Origin of the sequence: Streptomyces sp. NPDC001822 (genome assembly GCF_042892135.1) — a bacterium.
Classification (GTDB): Bacteria; Actinomycetota; Actinomycetes; order Streptomycetales; family Streptomycetaceae; genus Streptomyces.
The window spans coordinates 1-19,725 of the sequence record NZ_JBIATW010000008.1 but is presented as its reverse complement, the minus strand read 5'-3'; the positions used below and the strand labels follow the sequence as shown (position 1 = coordinate 19,725).

General features: G+C 70.6%; 15 protein-coding genes and 2 rRNA genes. 7 read left to right on the top strand and 10 right to left on the bottom strand.

All coding sequences use genetic code 11. The annotated features are described in order from the left end of the window. Positions 1-271: 271 nt before the first annotated feature. Positions 272-3,100 carry a preprotein translocase subunit SecA gene (gene secA, locus ACFYY2_RS19610; protein WP_388744398.1) on the bottom strand — a complete coding sequence of 943 codons (2,829 nt, stop codon included), beginning with the start codon at positions 3,098-3,100 and terminating at the stop codon, positions 272-274. A gap of 240 nt (positions 3,101-3,340) precedes the next feature. Here secA and ACFYY2_RS19605 point away from each other — a divergent pair, with 240 nt between their 5' ends. Both ACFYY2_RS19605 and ACFYY2_RS19600 read left to right on the top strand, forming a co-directional pair. Then, positions 3,341-3,931 (top strand): GNAT family N-acetyltransferase, encoded by a 591-nt coding sequence (locus ACFYY2_RS19605; protein ID WP_388744395.1) that lies wholly within the window; start codon positions 3,341-3,343, stop codon positions 3,929-3,931. Between the two features lie 10 nt (positions 3,932-3,941). Beyond that, on the top strand, positions 3,942-5,117 hold the full coding sequence (locus tag ACFYY2_RS19600; protein ID WP_388744393.1) for a winged helix-turn-helix domain-containing protein: 1,176 nt from the start codon (positions 3,942-3,944) through the stop codon (positions 5,115-5,117). A 19-nt stretch (positions 5,118-5,136) separates the two neighbouring features. Here ACFYY2_RS19600 and ACFYY2_RS19595 read toward each other — a convergent pair whose 3' ends face one another. The 7 genes from ACFYY2_RS19595 to mtnA all read right to left on the bottom strand — a co-directional run bounded on the left by ACFYY2_RS19595 (position 5,137) and on the right by mtnA (position 13,652). Continuing rightward, on the bottom strand, positions 5,137-5,889 hold the full coding sequence (locus ACFYY2_RS19595) for a response regulator (protein ID WP_388744390.1): 753 nt from the start codon (positions 5,887-5,889) through the stop codon (positions 5,137-5,139). Positions 5,890-6,083: 194 nt separating this feature from the next. After that, positions 6,084-6,773, bottom strand: coding sequence for a ribosome hibernation-promoting factor, HPF/YfiA family (gene hpf / locus ACFYY2_RS19590; protein WP_388744387.1), 690 nt, complete (start codon positions 6,771-6,773; stop codon positions 6,084-6,086). A 329-nt stretch (positions 6,774-7,102) separates the two neighbouring features. Then, on the bottom strand, positions 7,103-7,822 hold the full coding sequence (locus tag ACFYY2_RS19585) for a ComF family protein (RefSeq protein ID WP_388744384.1): 720 nt from the start codon (positions 7,820-7,822) through the stop codon (positions 7,103-7,105). 103 nt (positions 7,823-7,925) lie between these two features. Beyond that, positions 7,926-9,791, bottom strand: coding sequence for an LpqB family beta-propeller domain-containing protein (locus ACFYY2_RS19580; protein ID WP_388744381.1), 1,866 nt, complete (start codon positions 9,789-9,791; stop codon positions 7,926-7,928). Further along, a complete protein-coding gene (gene mtrB / locus ACFYY2_RS19575) occupies positions 9,781-11,808 on the bottom strand; it encodes an MtrAB system histidine kinase MtrB (RefSeq protein ID WP_388744378.1) in 2,028 nt (675 codons plus the stop codon). The genes ACFYY2_RS19580 and mtrB overlap by 11 nt, the downstream gene beginning before the upstream one ends. A 1-nt stretch (position 11,809) precedes the next feature. Continuing rightward, positions 11,810-12,499 (bottom strand): two-component system response regulator MtrA, encoded by a 690-nt coding sequence (mtrA, locus tag ACFYY2_RS19570; RefSeq protein WP_187281934.1) that lies wholly within the window; start codon positions 12,497-12,499, stop codon positions 11,810-11,812. Positions 12,500-12,503: 4 nt separating this feature from the next. Then, positions 12,504-13,652 carry an S-methyl-5-thioribose-1-phosphate isomerase gene (gene mtnA / locus ACFYY2_RS19565; RefSeq protein WP_388744375.1) on the bottom strand — a complete coding sequence of 383 codons (1,149 nt, stop codon included), beginning with the start codon at positions 13,650-13,652 and terminating at the stop codon, positions 12,504-12,506. A gap of 140 nt (positions 13,653-13,792) precedes the next feature. Between mtnA and ACFYY2_RS19560 the strand changes: the two genes are divergently transcribed. From ACFYY2_RS19560 to ACFYY2_RS19540, 5 genes are read left to right on the top strand one after another with little or no spacing between them, the layout of a single operon-like run. Beyond that, positions 13,793-15,001, top strand: a complete 1,209-nt coding sequence (locus ACFYY2_RS19560) for a glycerophosphoryl diester phosphodiesterase membrane domain-containing protein (RefSeq protein WP_388744372.1) — start codon at positions 13,793-13,795, stop codon at positions 14,999-15,001. Between the two features lie 4 nt (positions 15,002-15,005). Continuing rightward, positions 15,006-15,698, top strand: a complete 693-nt coding sequence (locus tag ACFYY2_RS19555) for a DUF4129 domain-containing protein (RefSeq protein WP_388744369.1) — start codon at positions 15,006-15,008, stop codon at positions 15,696-15,698. Continuing rightward, positions 15,695-16,921 carry a DUF4350 domain-containing protein gene (locus tag ACFYY2_RS19550; RefSeq protein WP_388744366.1) on the top strand — a complete coding sequence of 409 codons (1,227 nt, stop codon included), beginning with the start codon at positions 15,695-15,697 and terminating at the stop codon, positions 16,919-16,921. The genes ACFYY2_RS19555 and ACFYY2_RS19550 overlap by 4 nt, the downstream gene beginning before the upstream one ends. After that, a complete protein-coding gene (locus tag ACFYY2_RS19545; protein ID WP_388744363.1) occupies positions 16,918-17,937 on the top strand; it encodes an AAA family ATPase in 1,020 nt (339 codons plus the stop codon). The genes ACFYY2_RS19550 and ACFYY2_RS19545 overlap by 4 nt, the downstream gene beginning before the upstream one ends. A gap of 10 nt (positions 17,938-17,947) precedes the next feature. Then, positions 17,948-19,261 (top strand): DUF58 domain-containing protein, encoded by a 1,314-nt coding sequence (locus ACFYY2_RS19540; RefSeq protein ID WP_388744360.1) that lies wholly within the window; start codon positions 17,948-17,950, stop codon positions 19,259-19,261. Positions 19,262-19,456: 195 nt separating this feature from the next. Here ACFYY2_RS19540 and rrf read toward each other — a convergent pair. Beyond that, positions 19,457-19,573, bottom strand: a 5S ribosomal RNA gene (rrf, locus tag ACFYY2_RS19535). A 79-nt stretch (positions 19,574-19,652) separates the two neighbouring features. After that, positions 19,653-19,725, bottom strand: a 23S ribosomal RNA gene (locus ACFYY2_RS19530); the annotation flags it as partial.

Sequence of the window (19,725 nt, the reverse complement as noted above, 5' to 3'; positions counted from 1 at the left end):
GTGTCGCCCGGACGGGCGCCTGCCTCGCCGCCCGGCACGGCAGGGTGCGGCGGGGCCCTGAGGACCACGGGAGGCGTTCCCGGCGCCTCGGGGCCCGCTGGTCCCGTCGTCGGGCTCGCGGTGCGTCCTGGGGGCACCTGGAGGGCTCCTCGCGCCCGGCGGGCCCCCTGCCGCTGACGGGTTCCCTCCCCCACGCGGGGAGGGAACGGAAAACGGCCTGGGCCGGACACCTCTGCGGTGTCCGGCCCAGGCCGTCGAACGGCGCCTCGCGCTACTTCTTGCGGCGGCGCCCGCCGCTGCCACTGCTCTTCTGCGCCTTGCGGCGCTCCGCACGGGTCATCCCGTCACCCTCGGATGCCGCGCCGTCGCCGTTGGAGAAGTCGCCCTCCACGACACCGCCCTCGCCGTCCACCGTGGGAGCGGAGAAGTGGAGCCGGTCGGGACGCTGGGGCGCGTCCAGACCCTTGGCACGGATCTCGGGCCGGGCCGCCGGGGCCGGAACCGCGGCGTCCTGCTTGTCGAGCGAGGTCTGCTCGCCCGCCGCCTGCACCGGAACCTCCTCGACCTGCTGCTCGACCTGGACCTCCAGGTTGAACAGGTAGCCGACGGACTCCTCCTTGATGCCCTCCATCATGGCGTTGAACATGTCGAAGCCCTCACGCTGGTACTCGACCAGCGGGTCCTTCTGCGCCATGGCCCGGAGGCCGATGCCCTCCTGGAGGTAGTCCATCTCGTAGAGGTGCTCGCGCCACTTGCGGTCGAGCACGGACAGCACCACGCGCCGCTCGAGCTCACGCATGATGTCCGAGCCGAGGGTCTTCTCGCGCTCCGCGTACTGCTCGTGGATGTCGTCCTTCACCGACTCGGCGATGAAGTCGGCCGTGACCCCGGCCAGGTCGCCCGCGGCGTCCTCGAGCTCGGCGACGGTCACCTTCACCGGGTAGAGCTGCTTGAAGGCGCCCCACAGACGGTCGAGGTCCCACTCCTCGGCGAAGCCCTCCGCCGTCTCCTGGCGGATGTAGTCGTCGATCGTGTCGTCCATGAAGTGGCGGATCTGGTCCTGCAGGTCCTCACCCTCGAGGACGCGGCGGCGCTCGCCGTAGATGACCTCGCGCTGCCGGTTGAGCACCTCGTCGTACTTCAGGACGTTCTTGCGCGTCTCGAAGTTCTGCTGCTCGACCTGCGACTGCGCGGAGGCGATCGCCCGGGTGACCATCTTGTTCTCGATCGGGACGTCGTCGGGGACGTTCGCCATCGACATGACGCGCTCGACCATCTGCGCCTTGAACAGGCGCATCAGGTCGTCACCCAGCGACAGGTAGAACCGGGACTCGCCCGGGTCGCCCTGACGGCCGGAACGACCGCGCAGCTGGTTGTCGATACGGCGCGACTCGTGCCGCTCCGTACCGAGGACGTAGAGCCCGCCGAGCTCCTTGACCTCTTCGAACTCCGCCTTCACCGCCTGAGCGGCCTTCTCCAGCGCGGCGGGCAGGGCCGCGGCCCACTCCTCGACGTGCTCCACGGGGTCCAGACCGCGCTGGCGCAGCTCCGCCTCGGCGAGGTCGTCCGGGTTCCCGCCGAGCTTGATGTCGGTGCCTCGGCCGGCCATGTTCGTGGCGACCGTGACCGCGCCCTTGCGGCCGGCCTGGGCGACGATCGTCGCCTCACGCTCGTGCTGCTTGGCGTTGAGCACCTCGTGCTGGACACCGCGCTTGGAGAGCTGCTGCGAGAGGTACTCGGACTTCTCGACGGAGGTCGTGCCGACCAGGATCGGCTGGCCCTTCTCGTGCTTCTCCGCGATGTCGTCGACGACCGCGGCGAACTTCGCGACCTCGGTGCGGTAGATCAGGTCCGACTGGTCGGCGCGGAGCATCGGCCGGTTGGTCGGGATCGGGACGACGCCGAGCTTGTAGATCTGGTGGAACTCAGCGGCCTCGGTCATCGCCGTACCGGTCATGCCGGAGAGCTTGCCGTAGAGGCGGAAGAAGTTCTGCAGGGTGATCGTGGCGAGCGTCTGGTTCTCGTCCTTGATGTCCACCCCTTCCTTCGCCTCGATGGCCTGGTGCATGCCCTCGTTGTAGCGGCGTCCGGCGAGGATGCGGCCGGTGTGCTCGTCGACGATCATGACTTCGCCGTCGATGACGACGTAGTCCTTGTCCTTCTTGAAGAGTTCCTTGGCCTTGATCGCGTTGTTGAGGTACCCGACGAGCGGGGTGTTCACCGACTCGTAGAGGTTGTCGATCCCGAGCCAGTCCTCGACCTTCGCGACACCGGGCTCGTGGATGGCCACGGTGCGCTTCTTCTCGTCGACCTCGTAGTCGCCGGTCTCCTCGATGCCCTTCAGCGGGTTGCCCGCCTCACCCCGGGTGAGGCGCGTGACCAGCTTGGCGAAGTCGCCGTACCACTTGGTCGCCTGGTCGGCGGGGCCGGAGATGATCAGCGGCGTACGGGCCTCGTCGACGAGGATCGAGTCGACCTCGTCGACGATGGCGAAGTTGTGTCCGCGCTGGACCAGCTCGTCCTGGGACCACGCCATGTTGTCGCGGAGGTAGTCGAAGCCGAACTCGTTGTTCGTGCCGTACGTGATGTCACAGGCGTACTGCTCACGGCGCTGCGCCGGTGTCATGTTCGCGATGATGCAGCCGACCTCGAGGCCGAGGAACTTGTGCACCCGGCCCATCATCTCGGAGTCACGCTCGGCGAGGTAGTCGTTCACCGTGATCAGGTGCACGCCCTTGCCGGAGAGCGCGTTGAGATACGCCGGCAGGGTGCCGACGAGGGTCTTGCCCTCGCCGGTCTTCATCTCGGCGACGTAGCCGAGGTGCAGGGCGGCGCCGCCCATCATCTGGACGTCGTAGTGGCGCTGTCCGAGGACTCGCTTCGCGGCCTCACGGACGGTGGCGAATGCTTCGGGAAGCAGGTCGTCCAGGCTCTCGCCGTCCGCGTACCGTTCCTTGTACTCGTCGGTGAGCGCCCGCAGCTCGGCGTCGGAGAGGTTGACGAAGTCCTCTTCGATGGAGCTGACCTGGTCCGCGATGCGGTGCAGTTTGCGCAGGATCTTGCCTTCGCCTGCACGCATGAGCTTGTTGAAGACGGACACTGAGGCTGGTCTCCTTGCCGGTCGGGCCTGGCACTGGGTCGTGTAATGGACTCGGCGCGGGCACGGCAGGTGGGCCCCACCGCAACGGCCATCGTAAGCGAGGACCCCGCCGCGCCGGGAGGGCTGCCGCCGCGTTGACCCCCGCCGCACCCTTCCAGGACAACGTACGGAGGGGACGGAAGGTGCCGGGCAGCCCGAAAAGTACTCGCGTCACGGCGACCGGTTCACCAGTATTCCTTCATGGAACCCACGGCCTTCACCACCGATCGCCTGCTCCTGCGGCCCGTCGAACCCGGGGACGCGGAAGCGGTGTACCTCGCATGCCAGGACCCGGAGATCCAGCGCTGGACGGTCGTCCCCTCGCCGTACACCCGCGCCGACGCCGACCTCTTCACGCGGGAGCTGGCGCCCTCCGGATGGCGGGACGACACGATGTACAGCTTCGCGGTCCTGCTGCGGGAGGACCGCACGCTCGTCGGTGCGCTCGGCCTCGGCGGCCGCGCCCTGCCGGGCACCTACGAGGTCGGCTTCTGGACGGCGGCCGGGCACCGCGGCGCCGGCTACACCACGGAAGCGGTGCTGGGGGCGGCCCGCTGGGCCTTCACCGCGCTGTCCGCGGACCGGCTGGAGTGGCGGGCGGAGATCGGTAACACACCGTCCCGTGCCGTCGCCCTGCGTGCCGGCTTCCGGATGGAGGGCGACCAGCGGTCGGCCCTGGTCAACAAGGGCGTACGCCTCGACACCTGGACGGGCGCCCTGCTCCCGGCCGACCTCGGGCTTCCCGGCACCGTCCCGCACCGGTCGGCCACGGGTGTCAGTGGAGCGCTCTAGGGTCGTGAGCATGACGTCTGTGCCTCAGCCCGTGCTGGAAATCTCCGCCGACCAGGCCCGCCGGATCGCCCTTCGCGCCCAGGGTCTCCTGGGAGCCCCGGACCGCCGGGGCGGGGTCCGGGGCGTGCTGCGCGGCCTCGGGGCCGTCCAGCTCGACACGATCTCCGTCCTGGCCCGGTCGCACGAGCTCGTCCCCTACGCACGCCTGGGGGCCGTCGGACGGCGCACCGTCGACGAGGCCTACTGGTCGGGAGGCCACTCGTTCGAGTACTGGTCGCACGCCGCCTGCATCCTCCCGGTCGAGGAGTGGCCGCACTTCGCCTTCCGCCGCCGCGCCTACCGCGCCCGGCCGCAGTGGAACCACGACCTGCCCGACGGGGCGTACGAGACGGTGATCAAGCAGCTGCGGGCCGAGGGTCCGCTGACGGCCACCGAGCTCGGCGGCGCGAAGAACGGCGGCGAGTGGTGGGACTGGTCGGCGTCCAAGGTCGCCGTCGAGCGCGCCCTGATGTACGGCGAGGTGGTGTGCACCGAGCGGCGCGGGTGGAAGCGGGTCTACGACCTGGCCGAGCGGGCGATCCCCGCCGCCGTGCTGCACGACGACATGGACGACACCGAGTGCCTGCGCAGGCTCGTGGCACTGGCCGGACGGTCGCTGGGCGTCGGCACCCGGGCGGACATCGCCGACTACCACCGCATCAAGGCCGAACAGTTCGACGCGGTCGTGGCGGATTCCGGGCTGGTCCCGGTGTCGGTTCGGGGCTGGGCGAAGCCGGCGTGGGCGCACCCGGAGGCCCTGGCCTCGGAGCCGCGCGGACGCCACCGCACGACGCTCCTGTCACCGTTCGACTCACTGATCTGGGAGCGGGCGCGCACGGAGCGGATCTTCGGGTTCACCCACCGTCTGGAGGCGTACGTACCCCGGCCCAAGCGGATCCACGGCTACTTCGCCATGCCGCTGCTGGCGGGTGGCAGGCTGCAGGGCCGGGTCGACCCCGCGAGGGAGGGAACCACGCTGGTCGCACGCCAGGTGTCGCTGGACGGCGCGAAGTCCGTCGCGCCGATGGCCCAAGCCCTCGCCGAGGCGGCGTCCTGGGTCGGCTGCACCGACATCCGGCTCGAACGGGTGGACGCACCTGAGCTGCGCGGGCCTCTCACGGCGGAAATCGCCCGGGCTCTCGCCTGAGGGCCGTCCTCCCGGGACGTCACCGGATCTCGAGGATCTTCTCCCGCATGGCATAGACCACCGCTTCCATCCGGGAGTGCAACTGCAGTTTCTCCAGGATATTGCGGACGTGGTTCTTGACCGTGTTCTCCGAAATGAACAATTCCTTGGCGATGTCGCGGTTGTTCATGCCCGTCGCGACGAGTTTGAGGACTTCCAGCTCGCGCTCGGTGAGACGCGGCGCCGGCACCAGGCGGCGCTCGTCCGTGCGCTGGATCATCGACTTGAACTCGGTGAGCAGCTTGGAGGCCATCGACGGGCTGATCTGGGACTGGCCGTCCGCCACCGCGCGAATCGCCGTGGCCACCTCGTCGGTGGAGATCTCCTTGAGGAGATAGCCGGTGGCACCCGCCTTGATCGCTTCGTAGAGGTCGGCCTCCTCGTCGCTGATCGTCAGCATGATGATCTTGGCGCTGGGGGCGACCTCCTTGATGGAGGTGCACGCTTCGATGCCCCCGCGCCTGGGCATCCGTACATCCATCAGCACGATGTCGGGGAGCAGGTCCGCCGCCTTGTCCACGGCCTCGGCCCCGTCCCCCGCCTCTCCGACGACCTGGATGTCCTCCTCCTGTGCGAGGACGATCTCCAGCCCCCTGCGGAAGAGCGCGTGGTCGTCCACCACGAGCACCCTGATCGGCTCCTTGCGGGAACTGCCGTCGTGCGCACCGGAGTCCGCGCCGCCGGCGCTGTCGGCATCGGTCGTCCCGCGCACGGGCCCGAAGGTGTCCGCCATCGTTCCTCCCCCTGAAGGCCACTGCCTGAGGTCACAGGCTGTCCGCCAACGGCAGTGCACACAGCACTGATTGGCCTGAGGCGCCATGCTGTCATGCCCGGCCGCCGAAGCGGTGCCCCCTCGTGCGCACGCGATGCCCCCGGCCGCGCGCGAACGCTTCCAGGGGCACCGTGCATGAGCTGTGGACGGTGACGTCAGCCGCCGAGCGCACCGCCCGCGCCACCGGCCCCGTCCGAGGCCAGCGGGTCGGTCCTCAGGTGGATCACGCCGTAGTCGTAGGCGTGACGCCGGTAGACGACACTGGGCTCCTTGGAGTCCGAGTCGACGAAGAGGTAGAAGTCGTGTCCGACCAACTCCATCTCGTAGAGGGCCTGGTCGAGCGTCATGGGCGCTGCGACGTGCATCTTCTCGCGCACGACGAGCGGTCCCTCGCCCTGCACCTCGAGCGAGCCGACCCTCCTGGTCGGCACGGACTCGCCCGGCTCCTCGGGAATCAGCTCACCGTCCCCGTTGAAGGAGGCGGCTTCCGGCACTACCTCTGCGACCTCGGCCGCGGACAGACGCCCGTTGCCGCGCCTGCTGTAGCGCTTGTCATGCTCCTTGCGCAGCTGTGTGTCCAGCTTGTCGGTGGCCAGGTCCAGCGCTGCGTACGGGTCGCCTGCCGCCGCTTCCGCCCGGATGACCGGCCCACGCGAGCGGAGCGTGATCTCCACCCGGGCTGCCCGGTCGGCCTGACGGGGATTCGGCTCCTTGGACACCTCGACGTCGAGGCTGATCACCTTGCCGTCGAACTTCTGGATCTTGTCCAGCTTCAGTTTCTCGGCCACGTGCTTGCGGAACCGCTCGGGCACCTCGGTCTTGCGGCCCTTGACGACGATGTCCACGCAGAACTCCGTTCCCGGATCGCTCCGCTTCGGCGGCGGAGCATCTCCCTTTTGCACCAGGCTCCAGCGATCACCGGAGCCGCGGACTCGGTGACTTCCACCTCCTCCTCCCCCACCGATGAGGTATCCACCCCATCGACTTCCATGCTTCCGGCCTGCTGCTGAGTTACCTGCCCGAAACCTGGTGGTGCATTCGTCGAGGCGCGGGATTCACCGTTCCTCACAACCGAACATAGCCTGCCCACCACCGTGTCGGCACCCGCTACTCACGCGTACCTCCGTTCAGGGCCCTTTAGCCACTTACTACCTGCAACGATGCAAGTTAACTGTCAGTTCCGGTTTAATTCGAAAGCAGTCGGAGAAGCTGCGACAACCGCGGCCATGAGCCCCTCCGCGCCGGCGCCCCCGGTGTGCGCCACGGCCCGGACGGCGCGCGCGGCGTCGGCCAGTGAGGCGCCGGTCGTCAACAGGTCATCGACGAGTACCACCCGGCCCCGCGCCAGGGCTTCCGCGCCGCCGGCCGCGACCATCAGGGCGCCCGACAGATTCGCCTGCCTCTCACGGGCCCCCAGCCCCGCCTGGTCGGCCACCGCCCGCCGCTGTCGCAGCACCGCGAGCACCCGGGCCCGGGCGCCTCCGCGCCGCAGCTCGGCACCGGCCGCGACCGCGATCCTGCGCACCGGGTCGTGACCACGCGCGGCCGTGGCGCGCCGGGCGGACGGAACCGGGACCAGGAACAGGGTCCGCGCCCCGCCCTCATGCCCCGCCCCGGCTCGCACGGCGGCTGCCAGCGCCCCGCCGAGCGCTCCCGCAAGGCCGAGCCCCCCTCGCTCCTTGTGGGCCAGCAGCACGGCGCGTACGCAGTTCTCGTACGGTGCGCCGGCGTGGACCACGGGGAGACCGGACGGCTCGGGCGCGGGCCTCACCCGGCGCGGCGCGACCCGCAGCGCCCGCGCGCACGCGTCACACAGATCGGAACGCGGTCTGCCGCAGCCCGCGCAGGACACGGGCAGCACCAGCCCCACGGTCTCCCGCCACCAGCCCCTCATACCTCCACTGTGCCGAGCGAACCGGCAGCGGGCCACCCCTGTGGACAACCCCCTGTGGACAACCGGTGTGGACAACCGGCCGGCGAGAGGCCCGGAGACCGGCTCAGCCCGGGTAGACGAGCGAGGAGCCGTCCTTGAGAACCGTCTGCCAGTTGTCACCCGGCGACAGTTTGACTATCCCGTCACTCTCGGTGTCGGCCATCAGCGGCAGTTGCTCGTCGTCCGCCGCCGCGACAGCGGTCACCTGGTTCACGCCCGGCAGGACACCGGACGACGAGGTGGACCCGTCGGCCTGCACATAACGCACCTGCTGCACACCGCCCTCCTCCTTGCCGACCACGACGAGCCGGCTGCGGCCCGACCAGGACACCGCCGTCACCTCCGCCAGCTGGGGCGCTGCCTGGCGCAGGTCTTCCACGGACACCGTCTCGGACTTGCCCGAGCCATGGCGCTCGACCCTGCCGATGCGCAGCGTCGTATGCCCGTCCTCCGACACCCGAAGGGCGATGCGCACCCCGTCGGACGACATCCGCAGTGCCTCGATCCGCCCATCGTCCAGGCCCGGAACCGCCACTTCCTGCGGTTCTCCGGCCCCGTCCACCAGACGCAGCAGCCTGGGGCCGGCGGGATCGCGGTCGGCGACCCACAGGTCACCGTTGCCGTCCCAGCTCGGTGCGGACAGCCGGTCCGCGGGCTTCTGCGCGCCGCTCGTGACCACGGGGGCGGACGGTTCGCTCTCGGAGACGAGGGAGGACACGTAGAGGTGCTGCCCGTTCGCCGAGACCGCCGCCGCCTGCTGTTCGTCCCTGGCCACACCGACGGCGCCCATGGCCACCGGACCGCTGCCGAACGGGCCGGTGACGGGCTCCGGATCTCCGCTGCCCTTGCTGCTGCCGGGGATGCGCTGCACGTGCCCCTTGGCGTCGACGAAGTACTGGCTGTCAGGGGTGTCGGGGTCCTTGTCCGCGGCGAACTCCTGCGCCTCGTCCGCCCCCAGCGAGCACAGCGGCCCCCGCCCGCCCTGCAGCTCGACCTGCCCCACGCGGGCGGACGTCAGGTCGCGCAGCGTGAAGAGCACCTGGGCGGCCATCATCCGGCAGGCGCCCTGGCCGGCCTTCTCGGCCTTCTTGTTCAGCGGCACCTTCAGGACGTTCTGGTCGTCCGGAGCCAGCGACGTGACCCCCTTCTTCAGCGACGTGCCGGTGGGGAAGCGCGAATCGACCACCGGCCGCAGCCAGTTCGACGGCCCTGCCAGCAGCGCCCGTACCGTCTGCGTCGTGGTGTCCATGCGGGTGACGGGGTCCGTACGGTTGCGCACGTATACGGGGTCGGCGACCAGCGCGGGCTCCTCGCCCGTCCGGCCGGCGGCGAAGTAGTACTTGTTCACGGAACGGTAGAGGCGCTTGAAGTCGGACTGTCCGAGCACCAGGCCGTCCGGCACGATGTCGATGCGCCACTCGTGCTTGCCGTCCGCCCCCTTCTCCCGGACCAGGTGCAGCATCTGGGAGTACTCCGTCGGGGCCAGCGGCCGGTACGAACTCTGCGCGTCGACCGCCGCCACCTGCTCGCCGGTCAGCGTGTAGGTGGTCTCGGTCCCCCCGCGCTCCTTGTCGTGGACCGTGGGCCCGTTGCGGTTCGGCGCCTTCGCGAGCACCGTGGTGCCCTCGCTCGGCTGCCAGGTGCGGGCCGCCTCCGCCGTCAGGTACGTGCGGGTCGTCCGGAAATCGGGATCGTCGCTCGTCATCGATTCGAGGAACCCGTCGACGACCTCCAGGGGTGCGGCGCCCTCCCTCGGCGGGACGGCGTACACCTGCACCTGGGATTCCCCCGGCTGCGAGGCGTCCACCGGTTTCACGTCACCGGTGTCCGGCATCGCCCCGCACCCCGCCAGCACCACGACACCGCAGCCGAACAGCACGGACAGCCGCACCGCCCGGCCACGGGCGCCGCGACGACGCTCACTCTCCACGAGCCGTGTCCTCCCGCTCAGGGTCCTGCGCCTCTGGATCGGCGGCGCCGCCGGGCCGCTCGCCGGCCGGACGCGACACCACGCGTGCTCCGTTGCCCGGCAGTGCCGCCGGGTGGACCGAGGCCGGGGTACGCGAGCCCACCGCACCGTGCGCGGGCACGGTGATCGGCGAGCGCGCGGAACCGGACTGGCTCGGTACCGACATGAGCCGGTGCTCGGATGCGGCAGGTGCCGTCTCCGCCCGCTCACGCTCTTCCCTGTTGCGCCGGGAGTCCTCCGGCTCCAGCGGTATCGGCGACCCGCGCAGCGGCTCGTCCGCCGTACGCGGCAGGGTCAGCCGGAACTGTGAACCGCCGCCCGGCTCGCCCCACGCCTGCAGCCATCCGCCGTGCAGCCGGGCGTCCTCGACGGCGATCGACAGTCCCAGACCCGTACCACCGGTCGTGCGGGCCCTCGCCGGGTCCGCACGCCAGAACCGGTTGAAGACCCGGGTCGCCTCGCCGGGCTTGAGCCCCACGCCGTAGTCACGCACCGCCACCGCCACCGCCCCCTGGGCAGCGCCCAGGCGCACGACGACATCGCGGCCCTCACCGTGTTCCACGGCGTTGACGACGAGGTTGCGCAGGACCCGCTCGACACGGCGGGCGTCCGCCTCCGCGATCACCGGCTGCTCGTCGCCGATCACCCGGATCCGGCTGCCCTTGCGTTCCGCCAGCGGCGCGGCGCCGCCGATCACGCGCCGGACGACCGCACGCAGGTCTATCGGTTCCGCCTCCAGCGCCGCCGCCCCCGCGTCGAATCTGCTGATCTCCAGCAGATCGGAGAGGAGCGACTCGAAACGGTCCAGCTGGTCCCCCAGCAGTTCGGCGGACCGGGCCGTGACGGGGTCGAAGTCGACACGCGCCTCGTGGATCACGTCCGCGGCCATGCGCACCGTCGTCAGCGGGGTGCGCAGCTCATGGCTGACGTCGGAGACGAAGCGCCGCTGCATACGGGAGAGCTCCTCCAGCTGCTGGATCTTCAGCTGGAGGCTCTGCGCCATCTTGTTGAAGGCTTCACCGAGCCGGGCGATGTCGTCCTCGCCGGTGACCTTCATGCGTTCCTGTAGCCGGCCCGCGGAGAGCCGCTCGGCGATGCCGGCCGCCATCCGCACGGGCGTGACGACCTGGCGCACCACGAACCACGCGATGGCCCCCAGCAGCACGACGACGAAGAGACCGGCCGTGGCCAGCGTCGTCGTCACGAGGGTCAGCGACTTCTCCTCCTGCGTGAGCGGGAAGAGGTAGTACAGCTCGTACGGGTTGTGGTCGATGTCGTACAGCCGCTTGCCCACGACGAGCCCGGGCTCCGGGCTCTTCCCGTGGGAGTACCGGATCAGCGAGTACGTCTGGAAGGCCCCCGCCCCCTGGCCCACGTCGTCGCGCAGCCTCTGGGGGATGCTGGACGCCTCCACGCTGCCCGAACCCCGGGGGGCGCGGCTGGTGCCCTGCCCCGCCGAGTCGGGGCTGAGGGCCACGACGTTGAACGCGTTGGTCCCGCCACTGGCGAGCTGATCGACCAGCTCGGTGCGCCACGAGGTGTTGGCCGTCGCGCCGTCGGCGCCCTCCTCGCCCTGGGCACCCGGCAGCAGAGGGGCGTTCGCGTTCGCCTGCGCGGCGGCGAAACCGCCCGCCGCCTGTGTCTGGGCCGCCTTGCCCTTCGCGTCGAGCAGGCCGTTACGGACCTGCCCGATCACGACGAATCCCAGGAGCAGCACCACACCGATCGACATCAGCAGGGTGCCGGCGACCACCCGCAGCTGCAGGTTGCGCCGCCACAGCCGGACGGCCGGAAGCAGCGGACCGCTGATCCACCGCAGGAGCAGCCGGGGCACGGGACCGCCGGGTGTCCGGTCGCGGAGCAACCGGACACCCCGCAGGACCCTGCCGAAACCGGAGGACACCCCGGCGGGACCGGCAGCCCGCTCCGTGCGTGCCCCGGTGCCCCCGGGTGGCGGAGCAGCGCTGCCCAGGGTCATGTCAGCTCGGTCCGGCCTTGTAGCCGACACCGCGGACGGTCACGACGATCTCCGGCCGCTCCGGATCCTTCTCGACCTTCGAACGGAGCCGCTGCACGTGCACGTTCACCAGCCGGGTGTCCGCGGCATGGCGGTAGCCCCATACCTGCTCGAGCAGCACCTCACGGGTGAAGACCTGCCAGGGCTTGCGGGCGAGCGCGACCAGCAGGTCGAACTCCAGCGGGGTCAGGGCGATGGACTGCCCCTCCCTCTTCACCGAGTGGCCCGCCACGTCGATGACCAGGTCCCCGATCGCCAGCTGCTCGGGCGCGGGCTCCTCGGACCTCCGCAGACGTGCCCTGATGCGGGCGACCAACTCCTTCGGCTTGAACGGCTTGACGATGTAGTCGTCGGCACCGGACTCCAGGCCCACCACCACGTCCACCGTGTCGCTCTTGGCCGTGAGCATGACGATCGGCACACCCGACTCGGCCCTGATCAGCCGGCAGACCTCGATGCCGTCCCGTCCGGGCAGCATGAGGTCAAGCAGCACCAGATCGGGCTTGGCCTCACGAAATGCGGCCAGTGCCTTGTCGCCGTCCGCTACGAACGACGGTTCGAAACCTTCTCCCCGCAGCACGATGCCGAGCATCTCGGCCAGTGCGGTGTCGTCGTCGACGACAAGGACGCGTCCCTTCATAAACGACATCATCCCATTAGCTAATCGTTACCTGCGATGACCTGGCACACAGCTCTGCCAGTCCGACTCCCGTTACCGGGGAAACTACGCCCTCCTCCGTGACGATCGCCGTGACCAGTTCGGGCGGCGTGACGTCGAATGCGGGGTTGTACGCCTTGGCTCCCGAGGGCGCGAGAGCCCGAACGGCCCCTCCGCCCCCAGCCGGACGCCCCGCTACGGATGTGATCTCCGTCACCTCCGCGGCCGACCGCTGCTCGACGATGATCGATGCGCCGTCCGCTGTCTCCAGATCCACCGTCGTGGTCGGTGCCACGACGACGAACGGCACATGGTGGTACTTGGCCAGCACCGCCAACGGATAGCTCCCCACCTTATTGGCCACCGAGCCGTCCGCCGCTATGCGGTCCGCTCCGATGAGCACGGCATCCACCTCCCCCGCCGCGAACAGCGAACCCGCCGCACTGTCCGTGAGCAAGTTGTACGGCATCCCGTTCCTGGCCGCCTCGTACGCCGTCAGCCGGGCGCCCTGGAGGAGCGGCCTCGTCTCGTCCACCCAGAGCCGGCTCAGCCTGCCCTCACGGTGCGCCCTCAGCGCCACGGCGAAGGCCGTCCCCTCGCCGCCGGACACCAGCGCCCCGGTATTGCAGTGGGTCAGCAACCGGTGCCGCCCGTCTCCCGGCAGGAGTTCCGCCAGCAGCTCCAGACCGTACTGCGCCATGCGCCCACTGGCTTCCGCATCCTCCCGGTGCAGCGCCCGCGCCTCGGCCAGAGCCGCAGCCGCAGCGGCCGGCCCGTCGGCCCCGGACTCCACCGCCAACCGGTGCACCGCCGCCACGCGGCGCGCCCCGTACCCCAGATTCACCGCGGTGGGCCGCGCCCGCTCCAGCAGTCCCGCCGCCGACTCCACGTCCTCGCCCCGAGCAGCGGCGAGCGCGACGCCGTACCCCCCTGCGATGCCCAGCAGCGGCGCACCACGCACCGCCAGCGTCCGTATGGCCTCCACCAGCGCCGGAACACCGGCGCACACCAGCTCGGCCTCCTCCGAGGGCAACCGTGTCTGGTCGAGGAGCACCACTGCGGGCCCTTCGGGAGGCTCATCCCAGCGGAGCACCGAAAGGGGCGGCGGCGCGATGCCCACCGGTGATTGCGCGTCCTGATCAGCCATCTGCCCAGTCTGCCCGCTGAACCGCCCGCACACGAAGGCAAGAAGGAGAAGGAGGGCCCGGCCCGCACCAGAGCGGCGCGTGGCACGATGGCTGCCAACCCGCCGCCCCGATGAGCGGACGGGACCGTGAAGGAGCGACGATGAACGACTCTCCGGGCTGGGCTTCGCCCGGATCCGCCCCCTCCGACGACCAGGAAGCGGGCATCCCCAAGCCGTCCTCGCCCGTCGACGAAGGCGGTCCCGCCGGACAGTGGTCCCCCGCACAACCGCCGCCGGGTCAGTGGACCCCGCCTGCGGCCCCCGGCAACGGCCCCGGCACACCCCAGTCCGCCCAGGGCTGGGGCGGCCCGCCTCCGGGCCCGGGCTGGGGCGGCCCGCCCATGGCGGCGAAGCCGGGGGTCATCCCGCTGCGGCCGCTCAGCGTCGGCGAAATCCTCGACGGCGCGGTCTCCACGATGCGCGCCCACTGGCGCACCGTGCTCGGCGTCAGCCTCACCGTCTCCGTGTTCGCCGAGATCGTGGTCATCCTCGTGCAGCGCTACCTCCTGCCCGAGCCCACTTCGGTCGACCCGGACGCCGTGGGGGCGGAGGCGCTGCGCCAGGCCACCGACTCGGCCGCGTCGGAACTCCTCACCAGCGCGCCGGGCACGCTGATCGCCATGATCGCCACGCTGGTCACGACCTCGGTCCTCACCGTGGTGATCAGCCGCTCCGTGCTCGGCCGCGGAGTGACACTTTCCGAAGCCTGGGCCGAGGCCCGCCCCCGGCTTCTGCCGCTTCTCGGGCTGACGCTGCTGCTGAGCCTGATGAGCGCCGCGATCATGGCCGTGGGCCTGTTTCCGGGCCTGCTCCTGGGCGACGGCGCCGGAGGGATCGCCCTCGCCTTCGTCGGCCTTGCCGCCGCATGCGGCGTGGTGCTCTGGCTGATGATCCGCTTCACTCTCGCGGCACCGGCACTGATGCTCGAAAGGCAGCCCGTACTCACCGCCCTGCGCCGGTCCGCGAAGCTGGTCAGGGGCAGCTGGTGGCGCACCTTCGGCATCCTGGCGCTCACCTACCTGCTGGTCATCATCGTCAGCCTGATCATCGCGGTCCCGTTCGGCATCATCGCCGTGACGGTGGACAGCGACGGACTCAGCGAGTTCCTCAACAGCAGCCCGTCCGACTACGGCTGGCCCTTCCTCGTCATCACGGGCATCGGCGAAGTGATCATCTCCACGCTCACCTACCCCTTCACCGCGGGCGTCATGGCCCTGCTCTACGTCGACCAGCGCATCCGCCGCGAGGCCCTCGACCTCGACCTCGCCCGGGCAGCCGGCGTGCCCGGCTACGACGCCCCCGGGAACTGATGCGGTGAACGCGCCGGGGGGCACCATCGCAGCAGGACACTTCACGGGAACGGGCGGGGGCATACCCGTGGACACGTCGCGTGTCCCCGCCCGCGAAGCGGCCCGGGACGAACTGTCCGACCCGATGTACCACGAACACGATCCGAACTTCCTCGAACGCGGGATCGACCACTTCTGGGACTGGATCAGCGGCCTCTTCGACGGCGCCGCCGGGGCCGCCCCCGGTGGCCCGGCCGGACTCGTCGTGATCGTTCTGGTCGTCGTCGCCCTGGGCGCCGCCCTGTGGTGGCGGCTCGGAACACCGCAGCGCACCGTCCGCACAGCCGACGCCCTGTTCGACGACACCACACGCACCGCGGCCGCCCACAGGGCCGCCGCAGCCGCACACGCCGACGCCGAGCGGTGGACCGAAGCCGTCCAGGAACGCATGCGCGCCGTCGTGCGCTCCCTCGAGGACCGCGCCGTACTCGACACACGCCCCGGCCGCACCGCCGACGAGGCGGCGGTCGACGCGGGCCGGCTGCTGCCCGCATACGCGGCCCGGCTCCGGACAGCCGCCCGGGTCTTCGACGACGTCACGTACGGCGGCCGCACCGCCGACGAGGCCGCGTATCTGAGCCTGTGCACGCTCGACCGGGACATCGAGACCGCCAAGCCCCTGCTGACGGCCCTGACAGCCGGAGGAAGCGCCCTGTGACCGGCACGACAGCCGTCCCGACCACCTCCGACTCCCGCACCCCCGGGCAGATATGGCAGCGCGCGCGAGGCATCCTGCTGGCCGTCCTCGTCCTCGTCGTCGCCGGGGTGGCCTTCGCCGCGCTCCAGTCCGGCGGACAGCACGGCCGCCTCGACCCCCGCTCCCCCGACCCCCAGGGCAGCCGGGCCGTCGCCGAACTCCTCCGGGCCCAAGGCGTATCCGTCGACGTCGCCACCACGCTGGCCGAGGTGACCTCCGCGGCAGAGTCCGACACCACGCTCCTCGTGGCCGGTCCCAACCTGCTCACCTCCCACCAGCAGAGGCTCCTCAGCGCCGCAACCGCCGAATCCGGGGGGCGCACGGTGCTCGTCGCCCCCGGACCCGCATCGGTCGCCCGTCTCGCCCCGCCCGTCCGGGCGGAGTCCGCCGGGCCCGTGGCCGGACGCTCCCCGAACTGCGCTCTCCCCGCCGCCCGCGCCGCCGGAACCGCCGACATGGGCGGCACGCACTACTCCACCGAAACGGACGGGGCCACCGCCTGCTACCCGGACGCCGGACACGCCACGCTCCTCGTCCTGCCCGAGCGGCAAACCGGCGACACCGTGCTCCTCGGCTCCCCCGACATCTTCCGGAACGACCGTCTCGACAAGCGGGGCAACGCCTCGCTGGCCCTGCAACTCCTCGGCTCGCGACCACATCTCGTCTGGTACCTCCCCTCGCTCGACGACCCCTCCGCTATCGAGACCGGCAGCGAAAAACCCCATGACGGCGCCGACGAAGCCGGCGGAGAGCGCAGCTTCATCAGCCTGATCCCCTCCGGCTGGCTGTGGGGCACACTCCAGCTCGCCGTCGCCGCCGGCCTTGCCGCCGTCTGGCGAGCCCGGCGTCTCGGCCCCCTCGTCACCGAACGGCTACCGGTCGCCGTGCGCGCCTCCGAATCCACCGAAGGACGAGCACGCCTCTACCGCAAGGCCAACGCCCGCGACCGCGCCGCCGCCACCCTGCGCGCGGCCACCCGCACCCGCATCTCTCCCCTCCTCGGGGTGTCCCCCCGTGACTCCGAGTCGCCCGAAGTCCTCCTTCCCGCCGTCACCGCACGCCTCAGCACCCCGGGCGAGGACCTCGGCACCCTCCTCTTCGGCCCTGCTCCCGCCGACGACGCCGCGCTTGTCCTGCTCACCGACCAACTCGACGCCCTCGAAAGAGAGGTACGTACTTCATGAGCGCCACGACCCCGGAGACCGCCGAGCCTGCGGCACCCACAGGAACCCCTGCGGTGCCCGTAACCTCGGACAGTGCCCGGGCCTCCCTGGAAGCTCTGCGTTCAGAGATCTCCAAGGCCGTCGTCGGCCAGGACCCCGCCGTCACCGGCCTGGTCGTCGCTCTCCTCTGCCGCGGACACGTCCTCCTCGAAGGCGTCCCCGGCGTGGCGAAGACCCTCCTGGTCCGGGCCCTGGCCGCTTCCCTGGAACTGGACGTCAAACGCGTCCAGTTCACTCCCGACCTGATGCCGAGCGACGTGACGGGGTCGCTGGTCTACGACGCCCGCACCGCCGAGTTCTCGTTCCAGCCCGGCCCCGTGTTCACCAATCTGCTGCTCGCCGACGAGATCAACCGCACCCCTCCGAAAACACAGTCCTCGCTACTGGAGGCCATGGAGGAACGCCAGGTCACCATCGACGGTTCACCCAGGCCTCTGCCCGATCCCTTTCTCGTGGCCGCCACCCAGAACCCCGTCGAGTACGAAGGGACGTACCCGCTGCCCGAGGCACAGTTGGACCGATTCCTCCTGAAACTCACCGTGCCCCTGCCTTCACGGGAGGACGAGATCAACGTGCTCACCCGTCACGCGGACGGATTCAACCCGCGCGACCTCGAAGCCGCCGGCATACGCCCCGTCGCCGGCCCCGCCGACCTGGAGGCCGCACGCGCGGCCGTCGCCAAGACCTCCGTCTCTCCCGAGATCGCCGCCTACGTCGTCGATGTCTGCCGTGCCACGCGTGAATCCCCCTCGCTCAACCTCGGTGCCTCCCCCCGGGGAGCCACCGCACTGCTCTCCACCGCACGCGCCTGGGCCTGGCTCACCGGCCGGGACTACGTCACCCCCGACGACGTGAAAGCCCTCGCCCTCCCCACGCTTCGCCACCGCATCCAGCTGCGCCCGGAAGCCGAGATGGAAGGAGTCACCCCCGACTCCGTCATCACAGCCGTCCTTGCCCACGTCCCCGTCCCCCGGTAAGGCGGTCACCATGGCCCTCACCGGTCGGGCCGCCCTGGTGGCGGCACTGGGATCACTCCCCGTAGCCATTGCGGCCCCGAGCTGGACCGGCATGCTCGCGGTCGATGTCCCGCTCTCACTGGCAATTCTGTGCGACTACGCCCTGGCCGCGCCAGTACGTACGCTCCAGTTCACTCGATCCGGTGACACATCCGTTCGACTCGGCGAAACCGCCACCGTGCAACTCACCGTGACCAATCCATCGCGGCGCCCGCTGCGCGCCCACCTGCGCGACGCCTGGCCCCCGAGCAGTTGGAGCACCGAGCCCGAACAGCGTTCGTCCCGGCACGAGTTCGTCGTGGCCGCCGGCGAACGGCGGCGCCTCACCACGGTGCTCCGCCCGTCCCGGAGGGGCGACCGCAAGGCGGAGCGGGTGACGGTCCGCTCGTTCGGTCCCCTCGGGCTCGCCGCCCGCCAAGGGCATCACCGCGTGCCCTGGACGGTCCGGGTACTGCCTCCCTTCACGAGCAGGAAACACCTGCCGTCGCGGCTCGCCAGGCTCCGCGAGCTCGACGGCCGGACCAGCGTCCTCACCCGCGGGGAGGGGACGGAGTTCGACAGCCTGCGGGCGTACGTCCCGGGAGACGACACTCGCTCCATCGACTGGCGGGCCACGGCACGCCAGACCGGCGTCGCGGTCCGCACCTGGCGTCCGGAGCGGGACCGGCACATCCTCGTCGTCCTGGACACGGGCCGTACCTCAGCGGGTCGGGTCGGTGACGTGCCCCGTCTCGACGCCGCCATGGACGCCGCGCTGCTCCTCACCGCACTCGCCACCCGCGCCGGCGACCGCGTCAACCTGCTCGCCTACGACCGGCGCATCCGAGCCCAGGTACGGGGCAGGGCAGCAGGCAGCGACGTGCTGTCGGCATTCGTCGGTGCGCTGGCACCGCTGGAACCCGAACTGCTGGAGACCGATTCCCGCGGACTCAGCGCGGCAGCACTGGCGAGCGCGCCTCGGCGCTCCTTGATGGTCCTGCTCACCAGCCTGGACGCGGCGCCGATCGAAGAGGGTCTGCTTCCCGTGCTCCCTCAGCTCACCCGACGCCACACTGTCCTGGTCGCCGCAGTCGCGGACCCCCAGGTCGAGGCGATGGCGCGTGCACGCGGCACAGTGGACGCGACCTACGAGGCAGCAGCCGGCACCCAGACCCAGGCCCAGCGCCGCCGCACCGCGGACCAGCTTCGTCAGCACGGCGTCACGGTCGTCGACGCCTCTCCGAGCGAGCTCGCCCCGGCTCTGGCCGATGCCTACCTCGCGCTCAAGGCAGCCGGTCGCCTGTAGAAGCAGGAGCCCCGCAGCCCACCACAAGCCAAAGAGCTCGGGGCGAGCGGGGCCAAGCAGTGACGCAGCCGGCCGTAGTCATGTCAGGCACGACGATAATCACGACGGAGCAGCCGTACCGGCTTCACCGTCCAATGGTCCGGGAACGCAGAAAAGCCCCGTGCCACAAGGGCACGGGGCTTTCCCGGAATAATTGTTCGGCGGCGTCCTACTCTCCCACAGGGTCCCCCCTGCAGTACCATCGGCGCTGAAAGGCTTAGCTTCCGGGTTCGGAATGTAACCGGGCGTTTCCCTAACGCAATGACCACCGAAACACTATGAAATTAACCAACACCGGATCAAAACACGGCCGTTCGTTATTTCAGAACTAACACAGTGGACGCGAGCAACTGAGGACAAGCCCTCGGCCTATTAGTACCAGTCAGCTCCACCCGTTACCGGGCTTCCACATCTGGCCTATCAAC

Excerpts from the sequence above, each read along its gene's own strand:
- ACFYY2_RS19585 (WP_388744384.1), bottom strand. The coding sequence starts at position 7,822 with ATGAGGGGCTGGTGGCGGGAGACCGTGGGGCTGGTGCTGCCCGTGTCC.
- ACFYY2_RS19605 (WP_388744395.1), top strand. The coding sequence starts at position 3,341 with ATGGAACCCACGGCCTTCACCACCGATCGCCTGCTCCTGCGGCCCGTC.
- mtrA (WP_187281934.1), bottom strand. The coding sequence starts at position 12,499 with ATGATGTCGTTTATGAAGGGACGCGTCCTTGTCGTCGACGACGACACC.
- ACFYY2_RS19600 (WP_388744393.1), top strand. The coding sequence starts at position 3,942 with ATGACGTCTGTGCCTCAGCCCGTGCTGGAAATCTCCGCCGACCAGGCC.
- mtnA (WP_388744375.1), bottom strand. The coding sequence starts at position 13,652 with ATGGCTGATCAGGACGCGCAATCACCGGTGGGCATCGCGCCGCCGCCC.
- ACFYY2_RS19540 (WP_388744360.1), top strand. The coding sequence starts at position 17,948 with ATGGCCCTCACCGGTCGGGCCGCCCTGGTGGCGGCACTGGGATCACTC.
- mtrB (WP_388744378.1), bottom strand. The coding sequence starts at position 11,808 with ATGACCCTGGGCAGCGCTGCTCCGCCACCCGGGGGCACCGGGGCACGC.
- ACFYY2_RS19560 (WP_388744372.1), top strand. The coding sequence starts at position 13,793 with ATGAACGACTCTCCGGGCTGGGCTTCGCCCGGATCCGCCCCCTCCGAC.
- ACFYY2_RS19595 (WP_388744390.1), bottom strand. The coding sequence starts at position 5,889 with ATGGCGGACACCTTCGGGCCCGTGCGCGGGACGACCGATGCCGACAGC.
- ACFYY2_RS19545 (WP_388744363.1), top strand. The coding sequence starts at position 16,918 with ATGAGCGCCACGACCCCGGAGACCGCCGAGCCTGCGGCACCCACAGGA.